This is a genomic window from Chryseobacterium ginsengisoli (assembly GCF_039542325.1).
GTDB classification, from domain to species: Bacteria; Bacteroidota; Bacteroidia; order Flavobacteriales; family Weeksellaceae; genus Chryseobacterium; species Chryseobacterium ginsengisoli.
The window spans coordinates 41,670-58,711 of record NZ_BAABHX010000001.1 but is presented as its reverse complement, the minus strand read 5'-3'; the positions used below and the strand labels follow the sequence as shown (position 1 = coordinate 58,711).

Below are 17,042 nucleotides of genomic sequence, written 5' to 3'. Positions count from 1 at the left end.
TGTTAAATAAAACTTAAAATATTAATGATTTGTTAATTAATATTTTAAACTGTTTATTGGCGTTTAATTGCATTTTGTCTTTAAAAAAGATAGATTTGCAAAAAAATTAAATAACCAATGAAGCGCATTTTAACTTCTTTATCAACCCTAATTTTTGCATTAGGGTTCTCACAAGACGGAATTTTAGATACAACTTATGGAAATTCAGGATTTTCTGTCTACAATAGTGGAGCCTATGGACAGTGTATTGAAATAGACGCCAATCAAAAAATGGTAATTGGAACCTATGGTACGGACAATACTTTTAAATTCTTTAGATTTAGTTCATCAAACCAATTAGACACTACTTTTGGTTCATCAGGTTCAACATCAATAAATTTTGGAGGAGAAAATGCTGTATTGTACGATATGAAAATTGCACCGGATGGAAAAATTGTTGCAGTAGGATATTGGGAAGATACAGGAAGTGTTAATAGAAAAGATTTTATTGTTGTCAGATTAAATGCAGACGGAACACTAGATACTACATTTAATGGAACGGGAAAAGTTACTGTTGCATTTGGTACAAATGAAGATGTTGCTCATACTGTAGCGATACAAAATGACGGGAAAATTCTAGTGGCAGGATATGCTTTTACAGGGTCCTACAAAGATATTGCTATTGCAAGAATAAACATAGATGGAACATTGGACAGTACATTTGGTACCAATGGAAAGGTTACTACAGATCTTGCGGGAAATAATGATGATGCAACTTGTATTGCTATAAACATAGACGGAAAGTTTGCGGTAGGAAGCTATACTTACGGAGCTGGGTCATCAAATAATTTTGCTGATTTTGGTATTGCAAAGTATAACTCAAATGGTTCTTTAGACACATCATTCAGTACGGACGGGAAACATGTTGTCGTAATTGCGCCGTCATATAACGATAAGCCGGTTGCAATAGCATTTCAGAGTAATGGAAAAATCTTAATGGGAGGATCTGCGTTTCTTAATACTAGCAGCAGAGATGATTTTGCCGTTGTAAGACTGAATACTAACGGAACACTGGATACTTCTTTTAATACAACAGGTATTTTTACGACTGCAATAGGAACATCCGATGATACAGCTTATCAAATGAAGTTGCTTTCAGACGGTAGAATTTTATTGGCTGGAACCATTGCTTCGGGATCTTATAATGATATAGGTTTAATAAGACTTACAACCAACGGTAATCTGGATACAACTTTCGGAACCAACGGAAAAACTCAGCAAGGATATGGCAACTTATCTGTTATTAAGGATATTGATATTTTGAGTAACGGAAAAATAATGGTTTGTGGATCTGCGGGATCAACTAATATTTTTCTTGCAAGATTCAATGGATCAGTACCTTCTTATCTTGAAGCAAATGATTTGTTAACAGATAAAAAAGATATTTCAGTATATCCAAATCCTGTAAAAGAAGTTTTATATTCTGATCAGAATTTGGAAAACTTTGAGCTGTATTCTATGAATGGAAGCTTAATAAGATCCGGAAAAAATGAAAATAGTATCAATGTTCATGATCTGCCTAAAGGAGTGTATATGCTTAAAATTAAAAATAAAGAAAAAAGCATAATAAAGAAAATAATTAAAAATTAATAAAATGAAAGCATCCTGAAAAGGGTGCTTTTTCTTATTATTGGAAATTAAACCTAAATTATGAAAGCAGAACAAATCATTCCAATTTTAAGAATTTTTGATTACCAAAAAACAAAAGAATTTTACATCGACTGGCTCGGTTTCGAAATCGTTTGGGAACATCATTTCGAAGACAACACTCCGGTTTATATGGAAGTGAAGAAAGACAATATTGTTCTCCATTTAAGTGAACATCATGGTGACGGAACTCCCGGAAGCAGGGTTTTTATTTGGGGTGAAGATATTGCAGATTATCATAAAGAATTGATTGATAAAAAATACAAATACAATCGCCCGGGATTAGAAAAAACATTTTATGATGCCATTTCTTTTAAAGTAGATGATCCTTTTGGGAACAAAATTATTTTTAACGAAAAATTCGATGAAGAAAAACATAAAGATTTAAATTTTTATTCAATCCATTAATTTGATTTAACCATAAAATTAAACAGAAACATCTGCAGTAGAAAAAAATCCACAACAATTGTCATTTTTGTTTAAAGTGAAAATTTAAAACTGATTCCGATCATCAAAAAATCATTATTATAAAACTTATCTTTACAAAATGAAACGTTCCGGAACAGCAGATTTACCCCTTCATTATGGCAAAGTCCCACCTTGGCTGTACGAACGTATGTCTATTCTTGGACTTTCAATTGTTGAGGTGATTTTAATGGATTATGGAAAAGATGAAGTTCTCCGCCGATTGGCAGATCCGTTTTGGTTCCAGAGTTTTGGCGCAGTAATGGGGATGGATTGGCATTCTTCAGGTATCACAACATCCGTTATGGGTGCTTTGAAACGCTCCATTAATCCTAATTCTCAAGCTCTCGGACTTTATATTTGTGGTGGAAAAGGTAAATTTTCCAGAGAAACTCCTTTGGAATTACTTCAAATTGCAGATAAAACGGGCTTAAACGGAAATGATTTGGTAAAAGCAAGTAAACTTTCCGCAAAAGTTGATAATACAGCAATTCAGGATGGTTATCAATTGTATCTGCACAATTTTATTTTGTCAGACAACGGAAATTGGAGCGTCGTTCAACAAGGAATGCATGAATCCGACGGAACAGCAAGACGTTATCATTGGCATTCTGAAAATATAAAATCTTTTATAGAAGAACCTCATACAGGAATTAACGGAATTTCAAGAGGACAAATTTTAAACTTAACAGCTTCTGAAGCTTCTGAAAACCGAAAAGGAATTTTAGAAATTTCCCATACCGATTCTGCGGAAATTATGAGCGATTTTGCAAGATTAATTCTTCCTAATCATCATGATGTTCAGGCTTCTGATGTAGATTTAAAACGTCTTGGAGCACTTTTATATGTCACTCGCGAACAACAGCCGCAAAATTTCGAAGATTTATTGATGTTAGAAGGTGTCGGTCCACGAACAATGCAGTCTTTGGCTTTGGTAAGTGAAGTGATTCACGGAGCACCATCGAGATTTAAAGATCCTGCAAGATTTTCCTTTGCTCATGGCGGAAAAGACGGTCATCCGTTTCCAGTTCCGACAAAAGTGTATGATGAAAGTCTTCAAATTCTTAAATCAGGAATCGAAAAATCAAAGCTTGGAAATTCAGACAAACTAAAAACTTTAAACAAACTTCACGATATCGTCACAAAAACCGAAAAGGAGTTTATTCCCGATTTTGATATTCAACAGGTTATCGAAGAAGAACGTCAAAATTCATGGCGTTTTGGTGGGAAAACTGTTTTCGGAGATGCTCAAAAACTGTCGAATCCAAAACCGATTCAGCTTTCTTTGTTTTAAAATTATTTAAATAATCGGCTTTTTTGTCATTCTGAACGAAATGAAATGGAGTGAAGAATCTCTAAAAATATAGCTTAGATTCTTCCTTCGTCAGAATGACAGAGTACGTGCATTTTTGCGGTAGAAAAATTAAATGTTTAATAATTTAGAATTAATATAAACAGTTTATAACGCCTTAGTGTAAAGGATTACACAAAAATCAACTACCACAAGTTATTATTTTGTTTAATATTTTCTTTATCATTTCCAATAAAAATTTTAAATTTAAAGCCTTAAAAAACATTGACTTGATGAGCAACAAAGCCTTAGAAATCTGTTATGATTTCCCATTTTTCCTTACAGAAGAACTTGAAGAGATATTTCAGGCGCACGAAAAAGTAGTTTTTCATAAAGGCGATTTTATCCTTGAAGAAGGGAAAACGGCGAATGAATATTATATTTTGGAAAAAGGTTTAGCGCGTTCGTTTGTTAATGATTTTAATGGCAACGAAGTAACCACGCATTTTTTCGTGGAAAACGAAATTATTATCGAAGTTTCCTCAATTTTTCAAAGAATTCCGACTCAGGAAAATATTATCTGTATCACAGATTGTGAATGCTGGAAATTCAGTTTTGAAACTTTCCAGAAATTATTTCATAAAATCCCGAACCTCAGAGAATGGGGAAGAGCTTGGATGTCACAGCAGCTTTTCGTTTACAAACAGCGTTCTGTAGAAATGTTTACGCTTTCTGCAACAAAGCGTTACCTTAATCTTTTAGAACAAAAACCTCACGTTATACAGTTCGCTCCGTTGAAACAAATTGCTTCATATCTGGGAGTTACGGATACTTCTTTGAGCCGGATTCGTAAGGAATTGGTTTCGCATCCAAAGAAAAATTAAATCTTGTCCTATGGCAAGTTGATTTTCATTATGACTTGGTAATTTTGGTTAAAAGTTAAACCTTAAAAATTTACAAAATGAAAATCAATCAAATTTTTGTCAATCTTCCTGTAAAAGATATTCAAAAAACTAAAGAATTCTGGACAAATATCGGTTTCTCAATCAATGAGCAAATTTCAGATGAAAAAGCAGTTTGTATTGTGATGAGTGACAATATTCAGGTGATGTTTTTAGAAGAAGAATTTTTCCAGACTTTCTCAGAAAGACCAGTTCCAAAAGGTGATACAACACAGGTTTTGGTAGCGATCGGATTAGACAGCCGTGAAGAAGTAGACCAAGTTGTAAATGCTGCAGTTGCAAACGGAGCTTACCAACACGAAGAAGCGCAGGATCATGGCTGGATGTATCAAAATTCTTTCTGGGATATCAACGGGCATGGTTGGAATGTGATATTTGCAGACCCTTCTCAAATACCGACGGAATAAATTTCTTTTCCACAGATTAATCATAATAATCTGTGAAAATCCGTGAAAGAATAAAAATTCAAAAAAAACAATCAAATGGACACACTAAAATCAAAAAAATTAGACATTATCATTCCTGCATTTCGAGGTCACAGCCAAAGTTTTCTAATGGTTCTTGATGGAATTTCAGAAGAAGATACATTGAAAAGAATTGAAGGCAGAACCAATCACATTATTTGGATGGTTGGAAATTTTCTCGATATGCGGTACGCTTTGGGAGCTGTTCTCGGACTTAAAGAAGAATTTGAATTCAAAGATTTTTTCTTTCAGGGAAAAGCACTGGACGAAAGTTTGAATTATCCTTCCTTACAGCAATTAAAAGAAGCTTTTCACAAGATCTCACCACTTGTTTATCAAAGATTATTGGAAGCAACAGACGAAGAATTAGACACTGCATTTCCTATGGGAATGAATATCGATTTTTTCCCCGAAACAGTTCTGAATTTTGTCGGAATGTGCATTGGTCGTGAAGATTATTTAAGTGGACAGATCGGATTAATGCGAAGAATTCTGGGCTATGAAGGAATGAAATATGATTTTGATAAAGATTTAAAATATTAACAATGAATCCGATTGAAAAAGGTCATAAGCAAGTCAACGGAATCAAGATGTATTATGAGATCTACGGTTCCGGAAAACCTTTGGTGCTGATTCATGGAGGAGGCGGTTCGATTTTGTTTGATTATAAGGAAGTTATTTCCAGATTAGAAACTCAATTTCAATTAATTGGAATTGATTTACAAAACCACGGAATGTCCGAACATCGAGATATTCCCGAAACTTTTGAGCAAGATGCGCATGATGTTGCTGCTCTTTTGAAAGAAATTAATATTGAAAAAGCTTCATTTTGGGGATTCAGTAACGGTGGAAATACTGTGATGCAAATCGCTCACCTTTATCCGAAATTAATAGAAAAATTGGTTGTAGCATCCGCATTTTATAAGAAAAATGGAATGATGGACGGTTTCTTCGAAAGTATGATGGATGCTACATTAGATTCTATGCCTGAGCCTTTGAAAATTAATTTTTTAAACTTAAATCCCGACTTTTCAGCGCTCGAAAATATGTTCGATAAAGACAGTAAAAGAATGCAGACTTTCGAAGATTGGAGCGAAGATATTTTAGCATCCATAAAATCCCCGACTTTGTTTATTTCAGGAGATAAAGATGTAATGAAACCGGAACATATTGTTGAAATGTGGCGATTAGTAGAAGGTTCACAATTGATGATTCTCCCTGCAACACACGGTTCTTATATGATGGCTGATTTTGGAGGAAATATTGATGATAAATTGATTGATTTTACAGTAAGTGAAGTCGAGAAGTTTTTGAATCAATAAAATTTAATTAAACTTTTTATAAATAAAATGAAAAATCTGTTTGTGTTGAGGCAGATTCAGTAATTCCGTATGTTTCTCTCAGAATGAGAACATGGGCAATAAACATTCAGCCTTTGCTGAGTGAAACGCCTTTGTAAACAAAAAATATACTCAATCATTTCAAAAAAACTTAGCGCTCTTTGTGTTTAAAGAAAGCACAAATAAACAGAAATGCTCTACACAAATTTCACAAATAATATTAGTGTTATTAGTGAAAAAAATTCGAGCCATTTGTGTTTAAACAAAAAACAATCTTAAAAATAAAATATCATGGCTAAATTAAATCCTTACTTAAATTTTGATGGGAAAGCAGAAGAAGCTTTCAATTTTTATAAATCCGTTTTCGGTGGAGAATTTTTGGGTGAAATTCACAAAATGGGAAATGCTCCCGGAACTGAAAATTTATCGGACGAAGAAAAAAACAGGGTGATGCACATTGCACTTCCGGTTGGCGGAGATTTATTGATGGCTTCAGACATCGTTCCAAGTTTCGGACAAAAACTGAATGTCGGAAATAATAATTATGTTTCAATTTTTCCTGAATCTAAAGAAGAGGCTGACAGACTTTTCAAAGGACTTTCGGAAGATGGGAACATTGAAATGCCAATCGAAGACCAGTTTTGGGGAGACTATTTCGGTAGCTTTCAGGACAAATATGGTGTTCACTGGATGATAAACTATAACGAACAATATACAAAATAATCTTATCTTTAAGCTAAATTACAAAAAAGGGTAACTGAATTTTTGTTGCCCTTTTCATTAAAAAATACAATTATGGAACCTATTAAAATAGACATCACGATTTTGGCTCCCGTTCAGAAAGTTTGGGAATATTATAATGAACCTAAACACATCGTAAAATGGAATTTTGCCCACGAAACATGGCAATGTCCAAGTTCTGAAAATGATTTAAGAGTTGGAGGTAAATTTAAAACCAGAATGGAAGCAAAAGACGGAAGTTTTGGATTTGATTTTGAAGGAATTTATGATGAAGTCATTCCAAACGAGAGAATAGAATATCATATGGAAGACGGAAGAAAAGTAGACATTTTTTTTGATTCTGTTGATGAAAATACGACGAGTGTTAAAATAACTTTTGACCCCGAAAAACAAAATTCTGTGGAAATGCAAAGAGACGGATGGTATGCTATTCTTAACAATTTCCATAAATATGTTGAAAACAACTAATTAATTTTAATTTTTTCAAAACCATGATAAATTTAGTGATAATGGCAAAGTGTTTAAGTTCCATTTGCGCTGTTAGTCATGTTGTTGTCAATGGAAACTTTTTACAAGGCGTTCTTGCAGCACCTGCACGAAGAGCTTTAGCAAAAGAGAAAATAAATTCTCTGGAAAAACTTTCAGATTATTCCGAGAAAGAAATCATGCAATTACACGGTTTCGGAAAAAATGCAATGGAAAAACTGAAAGTTTATATGAAAGAAAATCATATTTCTTTTAAAAATAATTAAAACACACAACTTGTCATTCTTACGAAGAAAAATCTATTTAAGCTTTTAATAGAGATTGCTTCGTTCGAAATGACTTAAATAAATTAAAACTATATGAACAACGATATTTTCCCATGTCTTTGGTACGATGGAGACGCAAAAGAATCTGCTGAATTTTACTGTAAAATTTTTGACGGAAAAATCACTGCAGACACACCTGTCGTAATGAATATTGATCTTTTTGGTCAAAAACTAATGTTATTGAATGGCGGTCCTCAATTCAAAAAAAATGCTACAGTTTCGTTTATGGTTATTTGTGAAACGGAAGATGAGGTACAGAAATATTGGGATCAGTTATCGGATGGCGGAACGGTTATGATGCCTTTGGATTCTTATCCTTGGAGCAAAAAATATGGTTGGATTCAGGATAAATATGAGGTGAGTTGGCAAATATATTTAGGTGAAAAAACAAACGATCAGAAAATAGTTCCTACACTAATGTTTATCCATGAAAATAACGGAAAAGCAATGGAAGCGATGGAATTATATACCAAAATTTTTCCAAATTCCAGTATTGGAAATGTTTCAAAATATAAAGATGGAGCCGAAAACGGCGAGAATCCGGAGAATGTTATGCATGCTCAATTTGTCATTGATGGCTATAGTCTTTATTGTATGGATTCTTCCCATGATCACAACTTTGATTTCAATGAAGGAGTTTCAATGGTTGTAATGACCGATGATCAGGAGCAAACCGACAAGTATTGGAATGCTTTAACGAATGACGGCGGAAGAGAAAGTATGTGTGGTTGGTTAAAGGATAAATTTGGTTTCAGTTGGCAGATTGTTCCTAAAAGATTAATTCAGTTAATGAGCGATTCTGATCAGGAAAAAGCAGGAAAAGTTGTTCAGGCAATGATGGGAATGCAGAAGATTGTTATTCAGGATTTGGAAGACGCTTATAATTCTTAAACCTTTTTCGGCTTGCCGTTTGATGGTATTCATAAAAAGATTGGCTTATGAAGACACAGAACAAGTCAAATTCAAAATCAAAAGTGCCTAAAGACGGGCTTTATCCTGAAATTATCCGTAAAAACTATTTAGGAAGCAAAAAACTTCTTAATAAAAAAGCTGTAATTTCCGGTGGAGACAGTGGAATCGGGCAAGCTGTTGCAATTCATTTTGCGAGAGAAGGAGCCGATGTTGCGATTATTTATAAAGAAAGCGACAAAGATGCCAAAGAAACTCAAAAACTAGTTGAAAAAGAAGGACAGAAATGTATTTTGTTTAAAGGTGATGTTTCAAAAAAGGCTTTCAGAACAAAACTTTTAGATAAGATTAAAAAAGATTGGAAAACATTAGATATTCTTGTTAATAATGCAGGAATTCAGTTTCCGAAAAATGATATTGAAAAGATTTCGGATGAACAGATTCAGAAAACTTTTGATACGAATATTATTTCAATGATTGCTTTGACAAGGGATTTTCTACCATTAATGAAAAAAGGAGGAAGAATCATTTGTACAACATCTGTTACCGCATATCGTGGAAGTGATCATTTAATCGATTATTCGGCTACGAAAGGAGCAATTGCGACTTTTATACGTTCTTTAGCAGTGAATATTGCTGAGAAAGGAATCTTGGTAAATGGTGTTGCTCCAGGACCAATCTGGACTCCTCTTGTGAAAGAAACTTTTGATAATCTATCGACTTTCGGAAAAGATAATCCTTTGAAGCGAGCGGGACAGCCTTCGGAAGTCGCCCCAGCTTATGTTTTTCTTGCTTCGGAGGATTCAAGTTTTATCACAGGAGAGATTATTCATATTAATGGTGGGGATTTTGTTGGAGGATAAATTTAATTTGAAATAGCAGTTTTTATAGGACTTAACCTTAAAATTAATCAATCTTAAATATTAATAATGGAAAAACTAAATTTCGAAATACAGATAAATGCAGAACCGGAAAAAGTCTGGAGTGTACTTTGGGACGATATTTCTTACAGACAATGGACAACGGCTTTTACAGAAGGTTCTTTCTACATGGGAACTTTGGAGGAGGGAAGCATTGTGAAGTTTTTTGATCCGAATAATAATGGAATGTATAGTCGGGTTGAAAAAAATATTCCTAATGAGGAAATGAAATTCTTGCATCTTGGAGATATTTATGATGGAATTGAAGTTCCTCAAAATTGGGGTGATGCTACTGAAACATGGATTTTAGAAGAGAATGAAGAGGGAACAAAATTGAAAAGTGAAATTCAGACCAACGAAGAATTTAAGGAGTTTTTTGAAGACAAATTTCCGAACGCAATACAAATCATAAAGCAACTTTCTGAAAATCAATTTTAAAATTAAACTAAAAACATAAAAAATCTAAACATATGGAAACTTTATCTTACGAAAAAATTATTGATGCTCCTAAGCAAAAGATCTGGGATATTCTTTGGGATACTGAAACGTACAGCCAATGGACAAAATTTTTCAATCCGGCTTCCGATTCTTTTATGAAATCTGATTGGAAAGTTAATGGAAAAACGTATTTCACCAATGCACAGGGCGAAGGAATGGTTTCAACAATTGACAGTCTGGATGAGCCCAATCAGGTTATTTTTAAGCATTTGGGAATGGTAGATAAAGATGGGGTAGAAGATATAGAAAGTATGGAAATAAAACAATGGAGCGGTTGTTTCGAAAAATATATTTTAATTGATTTTGATGGTAAAACCAAACTTCACGCAGAAGTTCAGGTCGAAAAAGAATGGCAGGACACTATAAACACAGGATTTATAAAAGGTCTGGAAATCGTTAAAGATCTTGCTGAAGAAAATAATTATGACTTGAATAGTTTATTTTAAAGTAAAAGTTAAATAGTCAACTAATTTGAGATAAATTACCATTAAAATATTATATGAAATTACTTGTCATTCTTTTTGCCACATTTATTTTGGCTTTGTTGGGAACAAAAATTTTTCAGGGAGACTGGAATTTTTTATTTTCCGGAAATCTGGGAATGGCAGTTTTTATCATATTTACAGGATTTGCACATTTCAAGTTTCAGAAAGGGATGGCGATGATGATTCCTGATTTTATACCTGCGAAAATGTTTTGGGTATATTTTACAGGATTAATTGAAATTGCTGCCGGAATTGGATTAATAATTCCTTCCATTCGTGAACTGACTGCAATTTTATTAATTGTCTTTTTGATTTTAGTTTTCCTGGCTAATATTAATTCCTCGAAAAAAAGAGTGAATTTATTTAAAGGAGACTATTCAGGTCCCGGAATGAGTTATCTTTATAAAGAAAGGATTCCGATGCAGATTATTTTGATTGCATGGACTTGGTATTTCGGAATTTATCTGAATTAAATTTAATTAGTTTTAAAAATACAACGGAGAGTTTTGCTTTCCGTTTTTTTGTCATTGTGAGGAGTGAGGCGACGAAGCAATCTTTTTTAATAACAATTGCTGATGAGTAATTAAACTAGTCAAAGATCCCACTAACAAAAGAAAAATAGAAAATCCGGAAAAATATTTTAAATTTATTAAAGTAAAACAAAAATATCAATCGTCATAGCAATATGGAGATTGTCGAAAAAATAACAATGCCGCAAAAAGAGAAGGAAAATATCATCTCACAAACCGTTTCAAAGTACGGCGGAAAGCTGATGTCGTATATTCGTCCGAAAGTGAAAAACACGGAAGATGCGGAAGATATTTTGCAGGAGGTGTGGTATCAGTTCAGTAGTCTTACCAATCTTTCTGAAATTGTAAACGTTGGCGGTTGGCTTTATAGAGTGACAGCAAATAAAATCACGGACAAATACCGTAAAAAGAAAACCGAAAATCTTGAAGATTTCGTGTACGAAGATGAAGACGGAAGTTTTTCTATAAAAGATATTCTTTTGCTGGATGAAAGCGCAGGTCCCGAAGTAAAAATGTTTCAGGATGAAATCTGGAAAAAGCTTTTTGAAGCATTGGATGAATTACCGGAAAAGCAAAGATTGGTTTACGTAGAAAACGAGCTTAACGACAAAACACTTCAGGAAATTGCCGATGAACAGGGCGAAAACATTAAAACAATTATCAGTCGAAAAAACTATGCGGTAAAGCATTTGAGAAACAGATTGAGAAAATTATACGAAGATTTAAATAGTTAGTAAAAAGAAAGTTATGAATCATAATAAACACAAAAAAGGCTGGATTTTTTTATTCTTATGTCCACCCTTGATTTTATTGGGAGTTACATGGATCGTCATGGCTCTTTGGAATTGCCTTCTTCCCGATATTTTAGGAGTGAAATCGATTACGTATTGGCAGGCAATGGGAATATTGATTTTAAGTAAAATCCTTTTCGGAGGCTTCCATTTTGGAAAAGGAATGAGAGATTTTAAGGAGAAAAAAATGATGAGAGACAGAATGATGAGTTTATCTCCCGAAGAAAGAGAAAAATTCAAAGAAGTCTGGAAAGACAGATGTTCAGGAGGTTTTTTCAACAGACAAAACAGAACAAACGAAGAAGAAAAATTTTAGAAGTAGTAAAGTAAAATTAAACTTCATTCGTCTATATAAAAAAACAAGAAGTAGTAAAATTTAAAATTTTTGAAAAAATGAAAAATTCAGTATTAAAAGGTGCTCTTGGAGCATTAGCAGTTGCCGGAGTTGCAATGATCGCTAAAAAAGCAATCGAAAGAAAAAGATTTGTAAAAGGTATTTTCGAAGAATACGGAATCAAAGAAAAATCTCCTTTCGGATTGGCTGATAAAATCAGAGAAATGAATGAAGAGCAATATCAGGAACTGAAAGGTAAATTCAAAAAAGAATTCGCTTCAAGATGTCACCACAGAGGTTTCGAAAGAAAAGAAGATATTGCAGAAGCATAATATAGAAAGTAACTAAATTGAAATTGTTAATTCCGGCGCGGGAAGCAAAGCTTCCCGCGCCGGTATTTTTTCATGTCATTGCGAGGAGCGAAGCGACGAAGCAATCTCAAAATATCAAGAAATCTTAACAAAGATTTTATAAAATAATATCTACAAAAAAAGTATAGATTCCATGCTCCATTCCGTTTCGCTCTGAATGACAAACTTTATGGATATTCTTACGTTCAACCTTCGCTGAGTGAAACGCCTTTGCGAACGAAAAATATTCTCAAACATTTCAAGAAAAATCCTTGCGGACTTTGCGTTAAAATAGATTGCTTCGCTTTGCTCGCAATGACAAAAATCCTGTGGAATTTGGAAACAAAAGAAAATAAATTCCTTATTTTTGCATAGTTCAAATGAAAGATTACTATTATTTTCTCGGGATTTCTCACGATGCTTCAGAAGAAGACATCAAAAAATCTTATAGAAAATTATCTTTAAAATATCATCCTGACAAAAACGAAAATGACGACTTTTTCGCAGATCGTTTTAAAGAAATTCAGGAAGCTTACGAAACATTGAGCGATAAAAGCAGGAGATATACTTACGACCAGAATTTAGAAAGTCACCAGAAAAGTTTCAGGTATAATATTCCGCCTTCGATAAAGACATTTACGGCAAATAAAATTCATGCGAAAAAAGGAGAGGAGGTCATTATCAATTGGCAGACTCAAAATGCCGATGTAGTGAAAGTTTTACCTTTCGGACTGGAAAAGCCTTACGGAGAAAGAGTTTTTAAGATAACGGAATTCAAGGATGGTAAATTCCAAATTTTGCTTCATGCGACGAATTCACTGTTGCACAAAACTGCAGTTCAGGGAATTACAATAACCGAAGTTTTTGAGAATAGTACAGAAAAATTCAAAGAAAAAGCGGAAGAATTATTCAAATCACAACCGAGAACAGTTGCAAATCGACGCGGTCAGCCAAAAATTGTAAGAATAATCGCGGGTATTTTACTATTAATTTTGGCGATCTATTTTTTAGTAAAAAGCTTTAATCATTAAGCCATTTTCTTTCTTCCCGGACAAGATTTACATCTTTTTCCTTTTTTAAATTTTTTGCAGCAAGATTTCTTTGTTCCACAATACATTTCCTCAGTATTTATAGAAAAAGCAGGAGTCAAAGCCGGAACTTTGAAAGGGACAATCATATTCATGTTGCAAATATATTAATTTAGAATAAATATAGATAATAAAATTTCATAAATTATTATGCTTTGATTGTTAATGGTTTAAATCATAATTTGTGTTTTTAATCTAAGTTTCATTATTTAAAATTTCCACAAAAAACTTTATCAACCTAATAATAGAATTTTCTTACTCATTTTTACGAATTTTTAAAAAATTATAATCAGTTTTAATTTAATCAAAAAGTTGTATTTAACTGTTTTTATATTTAAAATGATAATAAAAACCTATTAATTTTGAATAAGATAGAATACTTTTCGTTATTTGTTTGTGATTTTAAATTAGTTGTACAATTTTCGAAAAAATCGTAATTTTACGAATCTTTTTTACAAACAAAATCTAATATAAAAAATGAATACAGAACAGTTTGTGAGCCGTCACATTTCCCTAAATGAAGCCGATAAACAGGCGATGTTGGAAAAAGTTGGCGTTTCAAGTATCGAAGAGCTCATCTCTCAAACCATCCCTTCTTCTATCCGTTTAGAAAAAGATCTTGACATCTCAGAACCGCTTTCAGAATACGAAATGCTTATCCATTCTAAAGAATTGGCATCGAAAAATACTGATTATACAAGCTATATTGGTTTTGGATATCATAATACATTATTACCATCGGCTATTCAGAGAAATATTTTTGAAAATCCGAGTTGGTACACCGCTTATACACCTTATCAGGCGGAAATTGCACAGGGAAGATTGGAAGCTCTTCTTAATTTCCAGACTGTTGTGTGTGATTTGACTGGTTTTGCTTTGGCAAATGCTTCATTATTAGATGAATCTACAGCAGCAGCAGAAGCAATGCATATGTTCTTCAATAACAGAACAAAAGATCAGAAAAAAGCAGGTGCAAATAAATTCTTTGTTTCTGACTTGGTTTTACCTCAGACAGTTTCTGTTTTAAAAACAAAAGCTGAAGGATTGGAAATTGAAATCGTAGAAGGAGATCATAAAACTCACGAGTTTGATGGTTCTTATTTTGGAGTTCTATTACAATATCCGGGTAAAAACGGAATTGTTTTAGATTATACGGAAGATATTGTAGAATATAAAAAATTAGATCTTCAGGTTGCAGTTGCTTGTGATCCGATGGCTTTGGTTAAACTAAAATCTCCGGCTTCAATGGGCGCTGACTGTGCAGTTGGAACTTCTCAGAGATTTGGTATTCCATTGGGTTACGGAGGTCCTCACGCAGCATTTTTCTCTTGTAAGGAAGATTATAAGAGAGATATTCCGGGAAGAATTATCGGAGTTTCTCAGGATATGTACGGAAGACGTGCATTAAGAATGGCTTTACAGACTAGAGAGCAACATATCAAGAGAGAAAGAGCAACTTCAAATATTTGTACAGCTCAGGTTCTTTTGGCAGTAATGGCTGGAATGTATGCTGTTTATCACGGTCCTAAAGGATTAAATTATATTGCTGATCAGATTCACTTTAAAGCAAATGCTTTGAAAAACGGTCTTAAAGCTTTAGGATATCAAACGGTTGAAGAGCCAATTTTTGATACCGTAAAAATCACTTTAAGCGAAGATGAAAAAGGAAGATTAATGAGAATGATGCTTGATCATAAACTTAATCTGAATTATTTCACAGAAGGAGTTGTAAGCATCGCGATCAACGAAAGTACAACATTGGAAAAATTAAATGTTCTGATGGCTTCTTTCGCACAGTTTAAAGATAAGCAGACTTTCAAACTAGAAATAAAAGAAGGATACAGCATTCCTGAAGAGAATTTAAGAAAAGACGAAATTCTTACGGAACAAGTATTCAACAAATACCACACGGAAACAGAATTGATGCGTTACATCAAACGTCTGGAAAGAAAAGATTTATCGTTGACTCACTCAATGATTTCTTTGGGTTCTTGTACAATGAAGTTGAATGCCGCAACTCAGATGTTACCGCTTTCTTGGGACAATTGGGGAAGTGTTCATCCATTTGTACCGGTTGATCAAGCTGGAGGTTATCAGGAAATGATCCGTGAATTGGAGAAAGATTTAGCTGAAATCACTGGTTTCGCAGGAACTTCTCTTCAGCCAAATTCTGGAGCTCAGGGAGAATATGCAGGATTAATGGTGATCAGAGAATACCATATTTCAAGAGGCGAAGGTCACAGAAATGTAGTATTGATTCCTCAGTCTGCGCACGGAACCAACCCGGCTTCTGCAGCAATGGCAGGAATGAAGATTGTTGTTGTTAAAAATCTTGAAAGCGGAGAAATTGATTTCGAAGACTTAAAAGCTAAAACAGAACAACATTCTGAAAACCTTTCTTGTGTAATGATCACGTATCCGTCAACTTACGGATTCTTTGACGCAAATATTATTGAAATTACAGACTTAATTCACCAACATGGCGGACAAGTATATATGGACGGAGCCAACATGAACGCTCAGGTAGGATTCACAAGTCCTGGAAACATCGGAGCAGACGTTTGTCACTTGAATCTTCACAAAACTTTCGCTATTCCTCATGGAGGTGGAGGTCCTGGAGTTGGTCCGATCTGTGTGGCTAAACACCTGGTTCCTTTCTTGCCTACCAATGCAAACATCAGAATTGGCTCTAAAGAAGCTATTGAAGGGATTTCTGCAGCGCCTTACGGTTCTGGTTTGATCTTGAATATTTCTTACGCTTACATCAAAATGTTAGGAACTTCAGGCTTGAAAAAAGCAACTGAACACGCGATCTTAAATGCTAATTATTTAAAAGAAATTTTAGCTGAACATTTCCCTATTTTATATTCAAATACTGAAGGTAGAGTAGCGCACGAGTGTATCGTAGATTTCAGACAGTTCAAATCATTAGGAATTGAAGTGGCTGATGTTGCGAAAAGATTGATGGATTACGGTTTCCACGCTCCAACAGTTTCTTTCCCGGTTGCAGGAACACTAATGATCGAGCCTACGGAATCTGAAAGCAAATCAGAAATCGACCGTTTTGCAGAAGCTTTAATTGCTATCAAACATGAAATCGATGAGATTGCCAACGGAGAAGCAGATGCTGCCAACAACGTATTGAAAAACGCTCCTCATACAGAGCAAATCGTAATCTCTGATTCTTGGGATAAACCATACAGCAGAGAAAAAGCAGCATATCCGCTAGAGTGGGTGAGAGATCACAAATTCTTTGCTTCTGTTTCAAGAGTTGATGAAGCTTACGGAGACAGAAACTTAGTTTGTACTTGTGAGCCGATTGAAGCTTATATGTAATTAAAAAGTTTTAAATATAATAAATCCCTTTCAGTGATGA

At 33.9% G+C, this 17,042-nt stretch carries 21 protein-coding genes; 20 read left to right on the top strand and 1 reads right to left on the bottom strand.

Annotated elements, in window-relative coordinates; translation table 11 throughout:
* Positions 1-117 precede the first annotated feature (117 nt).
* From ABD940_RS00345 to ABD940_RS00255, 19 genes are all read left to right on the top strand, one after another.
* The gene (locus ABD940_RS00345) at positions 118-1,629 is read left to right on the top strand and encodes a T9SS type A sorting domain-containing protein (protein WP_345199577.1); all 1,512 of its coding nucleotides are present in this window, start codon (positions 118-120) and stop codon (positions 1,627-1,629) included.
* Positions 1,630-1,689: 60 nt separating this feature from the next.
* A complete protein-coding gene (locus ABD940_RS00340) occupies positions 1,690-2,094 on the top strand; it encodes a glyoxalase superfamily protein (protein WP_345199576.1) in 405 nt (134 codons plus the stop codon).
* A 139-nt stretch (positions 2,095-2,233) separates the two neighbouring features.
* Positions 2,234-3,445, top strand: a complete 1,212-nt coding sequence (locus ABD940_RS00335; protein ID WP_345199575.1) for a DUF763 domain-containing protein — start codon at positions 2,234-2,236, stop codon at positions 3,443-3,445.
* A 290-nt stretch (positions 3,446-3,735) separates the two neighbouring features.
* Complete coding sequence (locus tag ABD940_RS00330) at positions 3,736-4,326, top strand: Crp/Fnr family transcriptional regulator (RefSeq protein ID WP_345199573.1); 591 nt, start codon at positions 3,736-3,738, stop codon at positions 4,324-4,326.
* 77 nt (positions 4,327-4,403) lie between these two features.
* Positions 4,404-4,811: a VOC family protein gene (locus tag ABD940_RS00325; RefSeq protein WP_345199572.1), complete on the top strand. Its 408-nt coding sequence runs from the start codon at positions 4,404-4,406 to the stop codon at positions 4,809-4,811.
* Positions 4,812-4,886: 75 nt separating this feature from the next.
* Entirely contained in the window at positions 4,887-5,411 is a 525-nt protein-coding gene (locus ABD940_RS00320) for a DinB family protein (RefSeq protein WP_345199571.1), read from the top strand.
* Positions 5,412-5,413: 2 nt separating this feature from the next.
* Positions 5,414-6,190, top strand: a complete 777-nt coding sequence (locus tag ABD940_RS00315; RefSeq protein ID WP_345199570.1) for an alpha/beta fold hydrolase — start codon at positions 5,414-5,416, stop codon at positions 6,188-6,190.
* A gap of 309 nt (positions 6,191-6,499) precedes the next feature.
* Entirely contained in the window at positions 6,500-6,931 is a 432-nt protein-coding gene (locus tag ABD940_RS00310) for a VOC family protein (RefSeq protein WP_345199568.1), read from the top strand.
* A 72-nt stretch (positions 6,932-7,003) separates the two neighbouring features.
* A complete protein-coding gene (locus ABD940_RS00305; RefSeq protein ID WP_345199567.1) occupies positions 7,004-7,417 on the top strand; it encodes an SRPBCC family protein in 414 nt (137 codons plus the stop codon).
* Positions 7,418-7,458: 41 nt separating this feature from the next.
* Positions 7,459-7,701 carry a helix-hairpin-helix domain-containing protein gene (locus ABD940_RS00300; protein WP_345199566.1) on the top strand — a complete coding sequence of 81 codons (243 nt, stop codon included), beginning with the start codon at positions 7,459-7,461 and terminating at the stop codon, positions 7,699-7,701.
* A gap of 93 nt (positions 7,702-7,794) precedes the next feature.
* Positions 7,795-8,652, top strand: coding sequence for a VOC family protein (locus ABD940_RS00295; protein WP_345199565.1), 858 nt, complete (start codon positions 7,795-7,797; stop codon positions 8,650-8,652).
* Positions 8,653-8,699: 47 nt separating this feature from the next.
* Positions 8,700-9,533 carry an SDR family oxidoreductase gene (locus ABD940_RS00290; RefSeq protein ID WP_345199563.1) on the top strand — a complete coding sequence of 278 codons (834 nt, stop codon included), beginning with the start codon at positions 8,700-8,702 and terminating at the stop codon, positions 9,531-9,533.
* Between the two features lie 66 nt (positions 9,534-9,599).
* Complete coding sequence (locus ABD940_RS00285; protein WP_345199561.1) at positions 9,600-10,028, top strand: SRPBCC domain-containing protein; 429 nt, start codon at positions 9,600-9,602, stop codon at positions 10,026-10,028.
* 32 nt (positions 10,029-10,060) lie between these two features.
* A complete protein-coding gene (locus tag ABD940_RS00280) occupies positions 10,061-10,534 on the top strand; it encodes an SRPBCC family protein (protein ID WP_345199559.1) in 474 nt (157 codons plus the stop codon).
* 53 nt (positions 10,535-10,587) lie between these two features.
* Positions 10,588-11,046 carry a DoxX family protein gene (locus ABD940_RS00275; RefSeq protein WP_345199557.1) on the top strand — a complete coding sequence of 153 codons (459 nt, stop codon included), beginning with the start codon at positions 10,588-10,590 and terminating at the stop codon, positions 11,044-11,046.
* Positions 11,047-11,282: 236 nt separating this feature from the next.
* Positions 11,283-11,837: an RNA polymerase sigma factor gene (locus ABD940_RS00270; protein WP_345199554.1), complete on the top strand. Its 555-nt coding sequence runs from the start codon at positions 11,283-11,285 to the stop codon at positions 11,835-11,837.
* A 13-nt stretch (positions 11,838-11,850) separates the two neighbouring features.
* Positions 11,851-12,210, top strand: coding sequence for a hypothetical protein (locus tag ABD940_RS00265; protein WP_345199552.1), 360 nt, complete (start codon positions 11,851-11,853; stop codon positions 12,208-12,210).
* A gap of 77 nt (positions 12,211-12,287) precedes the next feature.
* On the top strand, positions 12,288-12,560 hold the full coding sequence (locus tag ABD940_RS00260; RefSeq protein WP_345199550.1) for a hypothetical protein: 273 nt from the start codon (positions 12,288-12,290) through the stop codon (positions 12,558-12,560).
* A 398-nt stretch (positions 12,561-12,958) separates the two neighbouring features.
* On the top strand, positions 12,959-13,609 hold the full coding sequence (locus ABD940_RS00255; RefSeq protein WP_345199547.1) for a DnaJ domain-containing protein: 651 nt from the start codon (positions 12,959-12,961) through the stop codon (positions 13,607-13,609).
* Here the strand turns inward: ABD940_RS00255 and ABD940_RS00250 are convergent.
* Positions 13,606-13,761, bottom strand: coding sequence for a hypothetical protein (locus ABD940_RS00250; RefSeq protein WP_345199544.1), 156 nt, complete (start codon positions 13,759-13,761; stop codon positions 13,606-13,608). The two genes, ABD940_RS00255 and ABD940_RS00250, sit on opposite strands and share 4 nt — an antisense overlap.
* 382 nt (positions 13,762-14,143) lie before the next feature.
* Between ABD940_RS00250 and gcvP the strand changes: the two genes are divergently transcribed.
* On the top strand, positions 14,144-17,002 hold the full coding sequence (gcvP, locus tag ABD940_RS00245) for an aminomethyl-transferring glycine dehydrogenase (RefSeq protein WP_345199542.1): 2,859 nt from the start codon (positions 14,144-14,146) through the stop codon (positions 17,000-17,002).
* Positions 17,003-17,042: the final 40 nt, after the last annotated feature.